We start from the raw sequence: 16,618 nt of genomic DNA on the forward strand, positions 1-16,618 counted from the left end.
GCTGAGGCTACAGGTTAAATATCGACTGGCAAGAGCAACGAAATAGAGGCTCCTGCTGAATCGGCAGCTCTCCCAGCCGTCGCCGAACGCGGTAGAGGGCCACCAGCGCGGTGGGGCGTTCCAACCTCGCCTAGATCAGCTTCACGCCCGCAAACAGGAGGCCGCGCTACGCGTCCACTTGCTCGATGTACGAGGCATAGGCGGCCCGATAGCGTTGCTGATATGGTCCAGTCCCCGGCAAGAGCGACGCGCTGAACGGCTCCCCCTGCTCGCGTGCGCGCTCACGGTAGAACAGAGGGTTTTCAGCCACAGCTTCTGTCAGGGCCGGCTCAACGAGAACGGTCGCGGAGCCGATGGTGACCAGGCTCAGTACGATGGCGACTTGAAGTACTTTTACGGCCTGGAGTCGCAACGCTCGCCAGTCCGGGGTGGTGTTGAAGATCGACCTGACCGACACGCCGATGGGGGCGGCCCCTTCCAGCTTGCGGAGCATGTCGATCCTAGCGGCGACGTGGAAGAGTGGCAGCAGACGGGGAGTTGGTGAGTCGCTCTCGTCGAAGGGGATGTCTTCCACTTTTCATGCGGATCACTCGACTTGTGGGCTGCTGTGGGGGGTGTTCCGGAGGTGGATTGAGGCCGCAACATAACGCTACGTCATATTTAGGCTACCCGTCGCTCCAGAGCCGGCTGGCCACTTACCTCCTGGTTCCTAGGACGGTCTGACCAGCAGCTGCCATCAACCGCGATCTGGTCACAGGCCGCTTGCTCCCAATCAGCATCGAAAATCGGTCCTAGGCGACGTGCCTCGGAGCGTCGGGTAGGGGCGATCCGCTGAAGTCAGCGGATCGCCCGGGGGTCTTCAGTCCTCCGCTATGAGGCTGGTGCGCCGGGTATCGCGCATGCACAGATAGACAATCAGCGATATCCCGATCATTGCCGTCACATACCAGTAGAAACCCCGCTCCCAGCCTGCGTCCTTGAAGCTCAAGGCGACGTATTCGGCCGTCCCGCCAAAGATCGTGTTGGCCAGCGCGTAGGGCAGAGCGACCCCTAGTGCGCGGATATGGGCGGGAAATAGCTCCGCCTTCACTACCGCGTTGATCGAGGTATAGCCGCTGACGATTACCAGCGCGGCCATCACCAGCAGACCGGCGATCAGCGGGTCGCGCGTGGTCTCCAGCGTGCTGAAGATCGGATAGGTACACAGCACGCCCAATACGCCGAAACCGACCATTAGCGGCTTGCGGCCGACCCGGTCGCTAAGCGCACCGGCCGCGGGTTGCAGCATCATGAAGACGAACAGCGTCACCGCGTTGATCTGGCTCGCCACCTCGCGGCTGAAGCCGCTGGTGTTGACCAGGAACTTTTGCATGTAAATCGAGTAAGCATAGAAGGCGAGCGTGCCGCCTGCGGTCAGCAGCACCACCAATGCCGTTTCCTTGGGATGATGACGAAGCAGCGCCATGAAGCCCGACTTTGGCGCGTCCTTGACCTTGGCATTCTTGAAGCTCTCGGTTTCGGCCAGCCCGCGGCGGATGCGGAACACAACGACCGCCAACACCGCGCCCACCGCAAACGGAATGCGCCAGCCCCATGCGTCGAGGGCGCCTTCGTCCAGCAGGGCCTGCAGCAGCAGAAGGAGCAGGATGGCTAGCAGTTGGCCGGAGATGAGCGTGACATACTGAAAGGACGAGAAGAAACCCCGTCGGTCCTTGCCAGCCATCTCTGAAAGGTAGGTGGCACTGGCGCCATATTCTCCGCCGACCGACAGTCCTTGCATCATCCGAGCGAGGACCAGCAGTGCTGGCGCCGCGAGCCCGATCGTTTCATAGCCCGGCGTGCAGGCGATGATCAAAGAGCCCAAGCACATCAGCGTCACCGACAGGGTCAGTCCGGCCTTGCGTCCCTTATTATCGGCGTAGATGCCCATGATCCACGCACCGATCGGCCGCATGACAAAGCCCACGGCGAATACCGCCGCAGCGCTCAATAATTGAGCCGTTTGGTCTTCGGACGGGAAGAAGTGCGGCGCGAAATACAGCGTGAACGCTGCGTACACATACCAGTCGAACCACTCGACCAGATTGCCGGTGGAGCCACCGATGATCGACTTCAACCGGTTGTTGCTCGATGTACCGTCCGGGTTCCCAGCTTCGGCCGGTGCTATAGGTATCATGAGCAAGTCTCCTGGAAGTTCGTGTTCTTTCATGAAAGCGGCAGAGGGCAATTCGGTTTCAGCGCACGTCGCGGCAGGCGAGGGTCAGGACTCGTTGATCACAGCCAAAGATGACCGTGGCAGCGAGCGCGACGGAGGAAAAGAAGACGGTTGGACATCATCGGTGCGGGCGGCGACACGCCGCCAGCCTTTGAGGCGGCCGAACAGGTTTCGACGCGGCTGCGGCGCCTGTAGCGGCGGAGCGGTCAGCGCCGATCGATGCTGAGGGCGCCGGGGCCGAACGCCACGATCTGGAGCAGGCCGCCTGCGATCGCGACGTTCTTGAAGAAGTGGATGAACTGGTTCTGGTCGCCGAGCGCCGAATGGAAGAAGACCCCCGTCGCTAAGGAAAACAGTGCCATCGCCGCGGCGACCAGCCTGGTACGATAGCCGAGCACCAGCAGGATGCCGCCACCCAGCTCCACCAGGATCGCGAGTCCCAGGCCAAGCTGGGGCAGCGGCAGGCCCGCTGAAGCGATGTAGCCGATCGTCGCGCTCGGGGCCGTCAGCTTGGACGAGCCGCTGAGCACAAAGATGGCAGCAATGCCGATCCGGCCAATCAGGGGAAGATAGGCAGTGGTGGCGCCGGCAACTGGCGTACGGGGGGCGTCCGACATGATGAAATCCTTATGAAAGAGGAATGGCCGCCACGCCCGGGGGGAAAAGCGCGGCGGCCAAGGGAGGTCAGGCGGCGTCTACCAGGACAACCTCGCTGTCTTCGATTGCAGTGACCTTCAGCGTCGCCACATCGCTGATCGCCGCGCCGTCGCGGGCATTCACCGTCACGCCGTCGATCTCGATCTTGCCGGTGGCGGGCACCAGATAGGCCTTGCGGTCAGCGCCCAGCGGATATTCCGCGGTCTCGCCGGCCTTCAGCGTCGCGGCCACCACTCGGGCATCGGTGCGGATCGACAGCGCGTCATTATCATTGTCGTAGCCGCTGGCGAGCACCACGAACTGCCCGGCACGCTCGCCCTTGGGGAAGGGCTTGGCGCCCCAGCTCGGCTTCTCGCCGCTGCGGGTCGGCAGCAGCCAGATCTGGAAGATCTGCGTAACCTCGTCCTCCAGATTATATTCCGAGTGCGTGATGCCCGTGCCTGCGCTCATCACCTGGACGTCGCCGGCCGGGGTGCGGCCCTTGTTGCCCAGATTGTCCTGGTGGGTGATCGCGCCGGAGCGGACATAGGTGATGATCTCCATGTCGCGGTGCGGGTGCGCCGGAAAGCCGGTCTGGGGCTGGATGGTGTCGTCGTTCCACACGCGCAGATTGCCCCAGTGCATGCGCTTGGGATCATGATAGTTGGCGAACGAGAAATGGTGCTTGGCATCGAGCCAGCCATGATTGTCGCCGCCAAGGGTTGCGAAGGGCCGAAGTTCGATCATTGAGTGTCTCCGTTGAGCTGTTGGACACCATGTACGGCTTGCCCTGCCTCCTGCTCAGTGAGATAAACTCGGCATAATCGTTCGAGAAAGTTGAATGACTGCCCCCGGTACACCCACCTTCGATCAGCTTCGCCTGTTCCTTGCCATCGTCGAGACCGGCAGCTTCGGCGCGGCTGCGCGCAAGCTCAATCGTGCGGTGTCGGTGGTAAGCTACGGCATCGCCAATCTTGAGGCGCAGCTTGGCGTCACGCTGTTCGACCGGGAAGGCAGGCGCAAGCCGCAGCTGAGCGTCGCCGGGAAGGCGGTGCTGGCCGAAGCGCGCACGGTCGCGCACGGCATGGATGGCCTGCGCGCCAAGGTAAAAGGGCTGCTCGAAGGACTGGAGGCCGAAGTCAGCCTCGCGGTCGATGTCATGCTGCCGACTGCCCGCCTCGGCGCGGTGCTGCGCGCCTTCCGCGCCGAGTTTCCAACTGTCACGCTGCGCCTCCATGTCGAGGCGCTCGGCGCGGTCACCGCCCTGGTGCTCGACGGCAAGGCGGGGGTAGGGATCAGCGGCCCGCTCGCCACATCGGTGGACGGCGTCGAACTGCGCGCGGCCGGCTCGGTCGAGATGGTACCGGTCGCCGCGCCCGACCATCCGCTCGCGCGCCTGCACCCGATCCCGCCGGGCGCCGCGCGCGACCATGTCCAGCTGGTGCTGACCGACCGTTCGCCGATCACTGCGGGCCGCGATTTCGCGGTGCAGAGCCCGCGCACCTGGCGGCTGGCCGATCTCGGCGCCAAGCACGCGCTGCTGCGCGAGGGGATCGGTTGGGGCAACATGCCGCTGCCGATGATCGAGCCCGACCTCGACGCGGGCACGCTGCTTCGTCTCGCCATGCCTGAGCGTCCAGGCGGTGCCTATCGCTTCTGCGGCATCTACCGCCGCGACGCGCCGCCGGGACCTGCCGCGTCCTGGCTGCTCGACCGCTTCGTCGAAAGCGCCGCAGACGATGCCGGGGGGCTGCCCGACGCCTGATCTGGCGTTCGATCGCCAGACACGCGAAAGCCCTTGTTGGTCGACGGCCACGTCGTCCACACTCGGCCAGGGACTACAGAGGGACTCACATGGATCGTCGGACTTTTCTCGGCTGCTCGGCCAGCGCCTTCGCCGTCGCCACGGTGGGTACCCCGTCCGCCCTTGCAGCCCCGCAGCAGGGCGGCGCCGACGCAGGGCTCAATGCGCTGTTCGACCGCATCGTCGAGGATCGTCTCGACCGCTCGCCGCAGTTCGCCACCTCGCTCGGCTTCGACAAGGGCGCGCGAGCTGCCGCCAAGCGCCGGCTGGACGACGTGTCCACCGCCGCCCGCCAGCAATCTTTGGCCGCGACCCAGAAGTGGCTGGGTGAGTTGGAGCGCTTTTCCACCGCCGGCCTGACCCCCGCCGGGGCGCTCAACCGCGAGATCGTCCTCTATTCGCTCCGCCAGCAGACGGCTGCGCCCGAGCGCTTCGGTATCGACACCGCGATCCGCCCCTATCGCATCTTCCAGCAGGGCGGCGCCTATTTCAGCGTTCCCGACTTCCTGAACGACACCCATGTCGTTGAGACGCGGGAGGATGCCGACGCCTATCTGGCCCGGCTCGCTGCCTTCGCAACCGTGCTCGACCAGGATCTGGCGGTCCAGCGCGAGCAGGCGGCGCGGGGCTTCATCGCGCCGGACTTCGCGCTCGACCTGACGCTGGGCCAGATGCGCAAGCTGCGCGGCGTCGTCCCGGCAAGCAGCAGCCTGGTCCGCTCGCTTGCAGACCGTGCCCAGGGCAAGGGGATTGCCGGCGACTGGGGCGCTTCGGCCTCCAAGATCGTCGAGACGCAGGTCTATCCCGCGCTCGACCGCCAGATCGCGCTCGTCACGCAGCTGCGCGGACAGACCAAGCCGGGTGCCGGCGTCTGGCGTCTGAAGGACGGCGACGCCCTCTACGCGACTGCGCTCGAGCAGGCGACCACCACCAGATTCACCCCTGACGAGGTCCATCGCATGGGACTGGCGCAAGTGGCGGAGATCAGCGCCCAGCTCGACACGATCCTGAAGGCCAACAGCATGGCGAGCGGCACCGTCAGCCAGCGCCTGACGGCGCTCAACCGCGAACCCACCCAGCTCTACCCCGACACCCCTGCGGGTAGAGAGGCGCTGATCGCCTCGCTGAACGGCGGCGCCCGGCAGATGCAGGCCAGGCTGCCCCAGGCCTTTGCCACTGTGTCCGACGCGCCGCTGGAGATCCGCGCGGTCCCCGTCGAAATCCAGGACGGCGCCTCCAACGGCTATTACAAGCGCGCCGCGCTCGATGGCTCGCGCCCGGCGATCTACTTCATCAACCTGAAGGACCCGGCCGACTGGCCCAAATACAGCCTGCCGGCGCTGACCTACCATGAGGGTGTTCCTGGCCATCACCTCCAGATCAGCATCTCGCAGCAGTCCAAGGAAATCCCGCTGCTGCGCAAACTCGGCTTCTTCGGCGCCTATACCGAGGGTTGGGCACTCTACGCCGAGCAGCTAGCCGACGAACTCGGCGCCTATCAGACCCCGCTCGAACGTGCCGGCTATCTCCAGTCTTTCCTGTTCCGCGCCGCCCGGCTGGTGGTCGACACTGGCATCCACACCAAGCGCTGGACCCGCGAACAGGCGACGCAATATCTGGTCGACACCACCGGCATGGCCGCGCCGCGTTCCCAGCGCGAGGTCGAGCGCTACTCCACCCAACCCGGCCAAGCTTGTTCGTACAAGGTTGGCCACATGGCCTGGACCCGCGCGCGCAAGACCGCCGAAACGGCGTTGGGCGACCGCTTCGACCTGAAGTGGTTCCATGAGGTGCTACTCAGCGGGGCGATGCCGCTGACCGTCATGGAAGAACTGGTCGCGCAGCGCACGCGCGCCCGCCGCGCGTGAACCGAGCGCGAATGTCGAAGCAGTTCCTGCTGGCCTGCGCCCTGCTGGTCTCCGCCCCCGCCGCCGCGCAGACCAGTGCCGACGCCCAGCTCCGCACCCTCTACGACGCCGAATGGCGCTGGCGGCAGAAGGAGTTCGGCCGGCTTGAGGAGGATGAGAACTGGATCGCGGGCGCCGACTATCTGCCGCGCGTCGATCCTGCGACCCAGCAACGCCGGCTCGCTTACTGGCAGACGGCGCTCGCGGCGCTGAACCGCATTCCCGCCGCCGAGCTCTCCGAGCCGGAGCGGATCAACGCGGCGGTGTTTCGCACCACGCTTGAAGCATCGGTCGCCGAGCAGCAGTTCCGCCTGTGGGAAATGCCGTTCAACGCCGACAGCAACTTCTGGTCGGGCATCGCCGCGCGCCAGCCGTTCCAAAAGGCGGCGGAATATGACCGCTATCTGGCCCGTATGCGCGACGTGCCGCGCTATTTCGAAGAGCAGATCGCCAACATGCGGGCCGGGCTGGCGCGCGGCTTCAGCGTGCCGCGCGCGACGCTCACCGGGCGGGACACGTCGATCGAGGCCTTCGCCATCACCGATCCGCGCAAGAACCCCTTCTACGTACCGTTCGAGAAGCTTCCCGACGGCATCCCCGCGGCGGAACAGGAGCGTCTGCGCACGGCCGCCCGCGCCGCCATCGCCGAACAGATCGTCCCCGCTTATGCCAAGCTGCTGCGCTTCTTCCGCAGCGAGTATCTGCCGCGTGCCCGCGCCACGCTGGCGGCCGAAGTGATGCCGGACGGCAAGGCGTTCTACCAGGCACAGATCCGCGAATACACGACCACCGACCTCACCGCCGAGCAGATCCATGCCATCGGCCTCAAGGAAGTCGCGCGCATCCAGGCAGACATGGAGAAGACGAAGCAGGCGGCGGGGTTCACCGGCGACCTCGCCGCCTTCATCCAGTTCCTGCGCACCGATGGGCGCTTCTATGCCAGAACGCCCGACGAGCTGCTCGGCGTCTCCGCCTATGTCGCCAAGCGCGTCGATGGCGAGCTCAAGAACACCATCGGCTTCCTGCCGCGCTATCGCTTCACGATCCGGCCGGTGCCAGACGCAATCGCGCCCTTCTACACCGCCGGCCGTGGTGGGTTGGAGTCGTGCATGATGAACACCTACGACTTGCCGGCGCGCCCGCTTTATCAGATCCCGGCGCTCACCCTCCACGAATGCAGCCCGGGCCACAGCCTGCAGGCGGCGATCGCCGGCGAGGGCCCCAACCAGCCGGCCTTTCGCCGCCAGACCTATTTCTCGGGCTTCGGCGAAGGGTGGGGGCTCTACACCGAATGGCTCGGCACGAAGATGGGCATCTATCGCACGCCCTATGAGGAGTTTGGCCGCCAGTCCTACGAGATGTGGCGTGCCGCGCGGCTGGTGATCGACACCGGCATTCACCATCAGGGCTGGAGCCGCCAGCAGGCTATCGACTATCTCGCCGGGCACACCGCGCTGTCGCAGCGCGAGGTAGAGACCGAGGTCGACCGCTATATCAGCTGGCCCGGCCAGGCGCTCGCCTACAAGCTTGGCGAGCTTACTTTCCGCCGCAAGCGGGCCGATGCCGAGCGCCGGCTGGGCGAGAAGTTCGACCAGCGCTGGTTCCACGATCTGGTGCTGAGCCTCGGCTCGGTGCCGTTGCCGCTGCTGGAAGAACAGGTTGATCGCTGGATTGACGCGGGCGGCCCCAATCCACATGCCGATACCAAGAACTAAGAACAAGGGGGACATCATGAAACTACGGATCGCACTCGTCTCGATGGCGGCGCTCGCCGCGCACCAGGCCCAGGCCCAGGTCGCCGCCACGCCGCCCCAGCCGCCCGTGCAGCAGACCCAGGCTCCCGAGGACCAGGTGGTCCGTTCCGACGCGCAGCCCCAGCCGCTGCCCAACGCCGCCCCGGCTCCCGCAACTGCCGCGCAGAGCGTCGCCGCACCTAAGGCCGAAAAGCGCAAGTGGGACGTCAACGCGCCCGAAGGCGCAACCATCCGCCAGGTGCCGATCCGCGTCAGCGAAGGCAGCTGGATGGATGTCGACGTCAGCCCCGATGGTCAGACGCTCGCCTTCACCCTGCTCGGCGACATCTATACCATGCCGATCGCCGGCGGACCCGCCACCCGCATCGCCGAAGGGCTCGCCTGGGAAGTCCAGCCGCGTTTCTCGCCCGACGGGCGGCGCATCGCCTTCACCTCGGATCGTGGCGGCGGCGACAATATCTGGGTCATGAACCGCGATGGCTCGGACAAGCGCCAGGTTACCAAGGAGGAATTCCGCCTCCTCAACCAGCCGAGCTGGAGCCCCGACGGGCGCTACATCGCCGCCAAGAAGCATTTCACCACCGGCCGCTCGCTCGGCACTGGCGAGGTCTGGCTCTACCATGTCTCGGGCGGCGCCGGCGTGATGCTGGTCAAGCGCCCGAACGAAGCGCACCAGAAGGAGTTGGGCGAGCCGACCTATGCGCCCGACGGCAAGTCGATCTATTACACCCGCAACGTCACGCCGGGTCCGATCTTCGAATATGCCCAGGATTCGAACACCAACCTGTTCGACATCGAACGCTATGAACTGGCGACGGGCGAGATCAGCAAGGCGGTGACCGGCGCCGGCGGCGCGGTGCGCCCGACGCCCTCGCCCGACGGCCGCTACATCGCCTTTGTCCGCCGCGAAGCGACTCGCTCCAAGCTCTACATCAAGGACCTCGTCTCGGGCGAAGAGCGCAAGATCTACGACGATCTCGACCAGGACGTGCAGGAGACCTGGGCGGTGACCGGCGTCTACCCGAACATGGCGTGGCTGCCCGGCGGCAAGTCGCTGGTGTTCTGGGCCAAGGGCAAGATCCGCCGCATTGATGCCGATGGCAGCAACATGCGCGAGATCCCTTTCCGCGTCGACGACACCCGCGGCGTGATCGACGCGCCGCACCCGCAGATCGCGGTCGCGCCAGAGCGCTTCACGACGTCGATGCCGCGCTTCGCCGCGGTGTCGCCCGATGGCCGTCTGGTCGTGTTCGAATCGCTGGGCAAGCTGTGGGTCAAGCCGATGGGCAGCGGCACCGCGCGTCGCCTCACCTCGGGTGATGATGGTTTCGAACTGTTCCCCAGTTGGTCGCGCGACGGCCGTTCGCTGGTGTTCGTCGGCTGGACTGATGACGGGTTGGGCCATATCCGCACCGTCGCCGCGAGCGGCGGCAACGCCCGCGACGTGACGACGCAGCCCGGCCACTTCGCCCGCCCGCGCTTCTCGCCCGATGGCAAGACGATCGTGTTCGAGCGTGTGTCGGCAGGCAGCCTGACCAGCCCGAAATGGTCGCAGGACCCCGGCGTCTACCGCATCGCGACGGGGGGCGGCGACATCACTCGCATTGCCACCGGCATGGCCTCGCCCCAGTTCGGCCCGGGCAATGACCGCCTCTACATGCTCGGAGAGGCCAATGAAGGCGGCAAGTCGCAGCGCCAACTGGTGAGCACCGACCTGTCGGGCCAGGACAAGCGCGTCCACGCCAATGGTGAGCTCGTAACCGACTTTTCGGTTGCGCCCAATGGCGAGTTCGTCGCCTTCCGCCAGAACTACGCCGCTTATGTCGTCCCGCTGATGCCAGGCAACCAGTCGGTCTCGCTCGCCGCCGACACCAAGGCGCTGCCGGTCACCCGCGTCAGCGCGGGTGGTGCCGATTATATCCACTGGTCGAATGACGGCGCACAGCTGCACTGGAGCCTAGGACCGACGGTCTACACCGCTCAGACTGCGCAGCTCTTCCCCAGCGCGCCACGGCCCGAGGGGGCTCCCGCGTTCGTGCCACCTGCGACCGGCGTGTCGCTCGCCCGCAGCGTGGAGGCGGCCAAGCCGAGCGGCACGGTGGCGATCACCGGCGCGCGTCTGGTCACCATGGCCGACGCCTCGGGCGGGATCATCGACGATGGCGTGGTGGTGATCCACGGCGACCGCATCGTCGCGGTCGGCCCGCGGGCCTCGACGCAGATCCCGCAGGGGGCGACGTTGGTCGATGCCGCCGGCAAGACCATCATCCCCGGCCTGATCGACGCGCACGCGCACGGCCCCGCCGGGCTCGACGAGCTGATCCCCCAGCGCAACTGGTCGATGCTCCAGAACCTGGCGCTCGGCACCACCACGATCCACGATCCCTCGAACCGCTCTTCGGAGATCTTCGCGGCCTCGGAGATGCAGCGCACCGGACTGATCCTCGCTCCGCGCATCTTCTCCACCGGGGAGATCGTCTACGGCGCCAAGGCCGCGGACGTGTACGCCCAGATCGACAGCCTAGACGACGCGCTCGCCCATGTCCGCCGGTTGAAGGCGCAGGGTGCGCATTCGGTGAAGAACTACAACCAGCCCCGCCGCGAACAGCGCCAGCAGGTGGTGGAGGCCGCCCGGCGCGAGAACATGCAAGTGGTGGCCGAGGGCGGTTCGCTGTTCGGCATGGACATGAACCTGGTCGCCGACGGCAACTCGACGCTGGAGCATAATGTTCCGCTCGAGACGTTCTACGACGACGTGCTCCAGTTCTTCCCGGCGACCAAGACCAACTACACGCCGACCCTGGTCGTCTCCTATGGCGGCCTTGCCGGCGATCCCTATTGGCGCCAGGCGACCGACGTGTTCGCGCACCCGCTGCTCCAGGCGCATACTCCGCCGACGGTGCTGCTCGAAGGCAATGCCCGTCGCATCAAGGCGCCCGAAAGCAACTTCGTCGATGACGATAATGCTCGTGAGGCCGGCAAGCTCGCCAAGCGCGGCGTGCTGGTCTCGATTGGCGCGCATGGGCAGCAGGCCGGCATCGGCGCGCATTGGGAGCTGTGGTCGTTCGTGCGCGGCGGCATGACGCCGGTGGAGGCGCTGCGCGCCGGCACCATCGTCTCGGCGCAATCGCTGGGCATGGCGCGCGACATCGGCTCGCTCGAGCCGGGCAAGCTCGCTGATCTGGTGGTGCTCGACGCCGATCCCACCGCCGATATTCGCAACAGCGATAAGGTGCGCCAGGTGATGCTCGGCGGCCGGCTGTACGACGCTCGGACGCTCGACGAAGTCGCTACCGGTACCGCCAAGCGGGGCAGCTATTGGTGGGAGACGGAGGCAAAGTGACCATATCGCCGCCTCCGGAGCCCGGCTCCGGAGGCGGAGGCACTAATTCTGTTGGAAGGCGTTAACGGCGCATGATCAAGAAGCGCTTCTTCATAACCCTGATGGGCGTGCTGTCCGCCGCCAGCCCTGCCGCCGCGCAGAGTGCCGGCGCGTTCATGACCAACCCGGCGTTCCAGGATCCCGCTCCGACATCGTGCATCAGCACCTTCGACATGCAGCACTGCGCCGCGCACGAACTTCGCGTCGCCGATGCCGCGATGAGCGCCCGCTATTCGGCGCTCCGCGCCCGCCTGAAGCTTGCGGCGCGACAGAAGCTCCTGGCGGAGCAGCGCGCCTGGCTGAAGTCGCGCGACCGCACCTGCATCGCTAAGGGCGACCGCTACCGCGGCGGCACCATGGCCGGCGTCGTCACCACGCAATGCTGGGTGGACGTGACCAAAGCCCGCGCCAGGGCGCTTGCGGCGCGCGGCTGATCCCCGAGGGCTGGCAAAGCCGTCTATTCGGCTGGACGCCTGGCGCCTGGCTGGCTTAAGCCCCTTGGTATGAAGCGCATCCTCCTCGTGCTCGTCACTCTTGTGCTCCTGGCCGGGGGCTGGTTCCTTTATGCCCGCACCCCGAGTGGAGTGCCGGTCTATGGCGTGCAGACCGTCGCCACCTTTAAGCACGACCCCCAAGCCTTCACCGAAGGTCTCTTCTTCCACAATGGCTTGCTCTATGAGGGTACCGGCGAGGAAGGCAGCTCGGGCATCCGCAAGGTGCGGCTGGAAACCGGCGAAGTGCTTCAGGAAGACCAGCTTCCCGCGCCCTATTTCGGCGAAGGGATCGTCGCCTGGAAGGACCGGCTGTATCAGGTTACCTGGAAGGACCAGGCCGGCTTCATCTACGGGCTCGACGATCTCGCTCCGCGCGGCAGCTTCTCTTATACGGGCGAAGGCTGGGGTATGACTCAGAACGGAGAGTCGATCATCCTCAGCGACGGCACGTCAACGCTGCGCTTCCTTGATCCCGAGACGCTGGCGCCCAAGGGAACGCTTGCCGTAACCGCCAACGGCTGCCCGGTGGCCAAGCTTAACGAGCTCGAATGGGTCGACGGCCAGATCTACGCCAATATCTGGCAGACCAACCTGGTCGCCCGGATCGATCCCAAGACCGGGCATGTCCACAGCTTCCTCGACGTCGGCGCGCTCGGTCCCAAGACGCGCGGCATCGATGATGTTGCCAACGGCATTGCCTATGATGCCAAGGCCAAGCGTCTGTTCGTCACCGGCAAGCGCTGGCCCGAACTCTACCAGGTCCGCCAGGGCGACAAGGTGGCCTCCCAAGACGCGCAGACGCTGATGTCCTGCGCCCGCTGAGAATTTGGTAGCGACAGCGTTCGCGCAAGCGACATTGAACCTTTCCCGTCGGACGCTACACCATCGGCAAAGGGGATTGCGGATGGCCAGCCTGTTTCGTTTGAAGCCAATCGCCGCGGAGGCGGATCGGCCACACGAGCATCAATTGCAGCGCACATTGTCTTGGCCGCACTTGGTTGCGCTGGGCGTTGGCGCGATCGTGGGTACCGGCATCCTGACGCTGATCGGAGTGGGTGCCGACCGGGCGGGACCGGCGGTGATCCTGTCCTTCATCGTGGCGGGGGCGATCTGTGCGTGCGCGGCACTGGCCTATGCCGAAATGGCGACGATGATCCCTGCATCGGGCAGTGCCTATACGTACAGCTATTCGGTGCTGGGCGAAGTGGTCGCCTGGGTCGTCGGGTGGAGCCTGCTGGCCGAGTACACGCTGGTGGTGGCGACAGTGGCGGTTGGCTGGTCGGGCTATGCCACCGGGTTCCTGGCCGGGCTGGGCATCCACCTGCCCGCCGCCCTTACCCATGGGCCGGTGATGGTGGGAAGCGCGGTCACGCAATGGGGGGTGAACGTGCCGGCGATGATCATCGTCGGAGTCGTCGCCGGGCTGCTGATCGTCGGTACGCGGGAAAGCGCAACGCTGAACGCGGTGCTGGTGGTGGTCAAACTGATCGCGCTGGCGGTCTTCGTCGCGGTGGCGCTGCCTTATTTCGATCCGGCTAATCTCGAGCCTTTCGCGCCGTTCGGTTTCTCCAAGCATCTGAGCGGCGACGGCGTCGAACGTGGGGTGATGGCGGCGGCGGCGATCATCTTCTTCGCCTTTTACGGGTTCGACGCGATTTCCACGGCCGCGGAAGAGGCCAAGAACCCGAGCCGCGACCTCGCCATCGGTATCGTCGGATCGATGGTCGCCTGTGTCGTCATCTACATGCTGGTTGCGGTCACGGCAGTGGGCGCGCTCAGCTATACCCGTTTCGCCGACAGCCCCGAACCGCTGGCGCTCATCCTAAGGGAGATCGGCCAACCCTTTACCGCGACCGTGCTCGCCGCCTCGGCAGTGATTGCGCTGCCGACCGTAATCCTGGCGTTCCTCTATGGTCAGAGCCGCATCTTCTTCGTGATGGCGCGGGATCGGATGCTGCCGGAAAGCCTGGCGCGGGTGTCGAGGCGGGGCACGCCGGTGCGGATCACGATCTTCACTGCGGGCGTCGTGACCTTCTTCGCCGCGTTCTTCCCGATCGACGCGATCGCGGCACTGGCCAATGCCGGCACGCTGACCGCGTTCGCGGCGGTGGGGTTGTGCATGCTGGTGATGCGGCGGCGCGCGCCGGAGGCGGTACGTCCGTTCCGGACGCCGGCAGCCTGGCTGGTGGGGCTGGGTGCGATCTTTGGCTGCCTGTACCTGTTCATCAGCCTGCCGGGCCAGACCCAATTCCTGTTCGGAATTTGGAACTTAGTGGGGCTGGGCGTCTATTTCGCCTATTCGCGCCGCAACGTGGACAAGGCATCGGCATGAGTGGCTGGACGATCGGGATCATTGGCGGATCGGGCCTGTACGACGTGAACGGTATCGAAGATGGCGCGTGGGTGGAGGTGGCGAGCCCTTGGGGCGAACCGTCCGACAAGCTGTTCCAGGGACGCGTGGGGCATGTCGGCGTCGTGTTCCTGCCGCGCCATGGCCGAGGGCACCGGATCAGCCCGTCCGAGCTGAACGCGCGGGCCAATATCGACGTGCTGAAGCGCGTGGGCGTCACGGACGTGCTGGCGATCTCCTCGGTCGGCAGCCTGGTCGAGGATCGTCCGCCAGGCAGCTTCACCGTGGCGGACCAGTTTATAGACCGCACGAAAGGGCGGCCTTCCAGTTTCTTCGGGAGCGGCATGGTCGCGCATGTCTCCATGGCGGATCCTGTGTGTCCGCGGCTGTCCGGAATGGCTGCGGATGCGGCGCGGGCGGCGGGTGCGCAGGTGCATGCGGGCGGGACCTATCTGGCGATGGAGGGGCCGCAATTCTCCACTCGGGCGGAGAGCAAGCTGTACCGCGGCTGGGGGTGCGACATCATCGGCATGACGGCGATGCCGGAGGCCAAGCTCGCGCGCGAGGCCGAGCTGCCCTATGCGCTGGTAGGCATGGTCACCGATTATGATTGCTGGCGCGAGGATGAGGCCGCGGTGGATGTCGCGCAGGTGATCGCGCAGCTTTCCGACAATGCGGCCAAGGCGCGCAAGCTGGTCATGCACCTGCTGCGTACCCTGCCGCCGGAGCGCGCGCCGTCGCCGATCGATACATGCCTCGACTCGGCGCTGATCACCGCGCCGAATGCGCGGGACCCGGAAGTGCTTGCCAAGCTGGATGCGGTGGCTGGGCGGGCGCTTGGCTGATCGCGCCCAGTAAAGTTGAGGAAGTTGCGGTCTGGCGATGATCCGCGCCCGAGAGAGCACGGGGCAAACAGGGCGTTTCAACCAACCTTTTGGTTGGATGACGGCGCGGCGCCGAACGCGTGACGTGACAAAGGCGCACTCCGCACTTCGGCTGCAAAGGCGGCCGGACGATGGAGGTTCGACGGTAAGAAAGAGCAACGTCGAGCAAAGCAGCGCAAATCCTACATTGCAAGCCGTCGCCTTTCGGGGGATGTCGCCTGCACGTGAGATGAAAGGAAGCGGGACGTGAAGAAGCCTTGGTTGGTGGTGCTGGGCGTGTTCGGTCTTGGCGCGGCGGGGTTCGCAGTGGCGCAGACGGATGAGCAGGGGCCTTCGCAGGACGCCGCCTGGCATAACCGCCAGTCGCTGGCGCTGGCGCAGCTCAAGGCCAGCGACGGCTGGCAATCGCTGCCGGGAAATTTGCGCTGGCGGCGGATCAAGGGCACCGGCACCGGTGCGCATCCGGTGGTCGAGGACACCGTGACGATCCATTATGCCGGCACGCTGGTCGACGGGACGGAGTTCGACAGCTCCTATGCCCGCAACGAACCGGCGACCTTTCCGCTCGGCGCGCTGATCCCGGCTTGGCAGATGGCAGTGCCGATGATGGGCGTGGGCGACACGATCGAGATCGCGTCGCCGTCGGACCTGGCCTATGGGCCGGTTGGCAAGGGACCGATCCCCGGTGGCGCGACGCTGCTGTTCAAGATCGAGCTGCTGGGGATTGAGGGTAAGTAAGCGCCCTTTGCGCTGGGCGCGGTTGTATGAAGCCGGAGCGGCGTCGTTTTGAGGAACCTCGCTAACGTGCACCGCGCCGCGTCCTCACTCACTTTGACAGTGCAGGCGGATCCTTGAACGCAATATTCCTGATTGTCGCCGCGGATGGAAATCCGCTGGCCCTCGCCTTCGATCCGGTACTTGGTCTCACTATTCCGCGAAGGCCCGCATTCCCCTTAGAATGGCCAGTTCCCACGCAAGTGAGCTTGTATGCTTGCGGATATGCCAGAGCGCTGCTTGTAGCTGAGGCATAGACAGCGATGATTGCTGCGATCAGCTTCATCAAGCCCTCCCCTTTGTTGAGCAAGCTCGGTGATGAGCTTATACCAACCTGCATTGATCAGAACCGACATGCCCACTGGCGCCGGCCGATGGTCATGATGCGCCAAGGCTGATCGACGAGCCTGTTCCAAGC

At 65.7% G+C, this 16,618-nt stretch carries 14 protein-coding genes; 9 read left to right on the forward strand and 5 right to left on the reverse strand.

What is annotated here, in order from left to right; genetic code table 11:
• Positions 1-166 precede the first annotated feature (166 nt).
• From FHT02_RS19735 to FHT02_RS19750, 4 genes are all read right to left on the reverse strand, one after another.
• Positions 167-493, reverse strand: a complete 327-nt coding sequence (locus FHT02_RS19735) for a hypothetical protein (protein WP_184091672.1) — start codon at positions 491-493, stop codon at positions 167-169.
• 366 nt (positions 494-859) lie between these two features.
• Positions 860-2,176, reverse strand: a complete 1,317-nt coding sequence (locus FHT02_RS19740) for an MFS transporter (protein WP_184091674.1) — start codon at positions 2,174-2,176, stop codon at positions 860-862.
• 245 nt (positions 2,177-2,421) lie between these two features.
• Positions 2,422-2,832 (reverse strand): DoxX family protein, encoded by a 411-nt coding sequence (locus FHT02_RS19745; protein WP_184091676.1) that lies wholly within the window; start codon positions 2,830-2,832, stop codon positions 2,422-2,424.
• Positions 2,833-2,899: 67 nt separating this feature from the next.
• Positions 2,900-3,598, reverse strand: coding sequence for a pirin family protein (locus FHT02_RS19750; RefSeq protein WP_184091678.1), 699 nt, complete (start codon positions 3,596-3,598; stop codon positions 2,900-2,902).
• Between the two features lie 94 nt (positions 3,599-3,692).
• Between FHT02_RS19750 and FHT02_RS19755 the strand changes: the two genes are divergently transcribed.
• From FHT02_RS19755 to FHT02_RS19795, 9 genes are all read left to right on the forward strand, one after another.
• The gene (locus FHT02_RS19755) at positions 3,693-4,616 is read left to right on the forward strand and encodes a LysR family transcriptional regulator (RefSeq protein ID WP_184091680.1); all 924 of its coding nucleotides are present in this window, start codon (positions 3,693-3,695) and stop codon (positions 4,614-4,616) included.
• Between the two features lie 89 nt (positions 4,617-4,705).
• A complete protein-coding gene (locus tag FHT02_RS19760) occupies positions 4,706-6,523 on the forward strand; it encodes a DUF885 domain-containing protein (RefSeq protein ID WP_184091682.1) in 1,818 nt (605 codons plus the stop codon).
• Between the two features lie 11 nt (positions 6,524-6,534).
• The gene (locus tag FHT02_RS19765; RefSeq protein ID WP_184091684.1) at positions 6,535-8,277 is read left to right on the forward strand and encodes a DUF885 domain-containing protein; all 1,743 of its coding nucleotides are present in this window, start codon (positions 6,535-6,537) and stop codon (positions 8,275-8,277) included.
• Between the two features lie 16 nt (positions 8,278-8,293).
• Positions 8,294-11,659, forward strand: a complete 3,366-nt coding sequence (locus FHT02_RS19770) for an amidohydrolase family protein (protein WP_184091686.1) — start codon at positions 8,294-8,296, stop codon at positions 11,657-11,659.
• Positions 11,660-11,730: 71 nt separating this feature from the next.
• Entirely contained in the window at positions 11,731-12,132 is a 402-nt protein-coding gene (locus FHT02_RS19775; protein WP_184091688.1) for a lysozyme inhibitor LprI family protein, read from the forward strand.
• Between the two features lie 69 nt (positions 12,133-12,201).
• Positions 12,202-13,014 carry a glutaminyl-peptide cyclotransferase gene (locus tag FHT02_RS19780; protein WP_184091690.1) on the forward strand — a complete coding sequence of 271 codons (813 nt, stop codon included), beginning with the start codon at positions 12,202-12,204 and terminating at the stop codon, positions 13,012-13,014.
• Positions 13,015-13,096: 82 nt separating this feature from the next.
• Positions 13,097-14,524: an amino acid permease gene (locus FHT02_RS19785; protein WP_184091692.1), complete on the forward strand. Its 1,428-nt coding sequence runs from the start codon at positions 13,097-13,099 to the stop codon at positions 14,522-14,524.
• Positions 14,521-15,387 (forward strand): S-methyl-5'-thioadenosine phosphorylase, encoded by an 867-nt coding sequence (locus tag FHT02_RS19790; protein WP_184091694.1) that lies wholly within the window; start codon positions 14,521-14,523, stop codon positions 15,385-15,387. The genes FHT02_RS19785 and FHT02_RS19790 overlap by 4 nt, the downstream gene beginning before the upstream one ends.
• Positions 15,388-15,672: 285 nt before the next feature.
• Positions 15,673-16,164, forward strand: coding sequence for an FKBP-type peptidyl-prolyl cis-trans isomerase (locus FHT02_RS19795; RefSeq protein ID WP_343057013.1), 492 nt, complete (start codon positions 15,673-15,675; stop codon positions 16,162-16,164).
• A 215-nt stretch (positions 16,165-16,379) separates the two neighbouring features.
• On the opposite strand, the gene FHT02_RS21385 is transcribed toward FHT02_RS19795, so the two are convergent.
• Positions 16,380-16,618: hypothetical protein (locus tag FHT02_RS21385; RefSeq protein ID WP_221239599.1), on the reverse strand; the 239-nt coding region annotated here is incomplete at its 5' end.

The organism is Sphingomonas xinjiangensis (assembly GCF_014199255.1).
GTDB classification, from domain to species: domain Bacteria; phylum Pseudomonadota; class Alphaproteobacteria; order Sphingomonadales; family Sphingomonadaceae; genus Sphingomonas; species Sphingomonas xinjiangensis.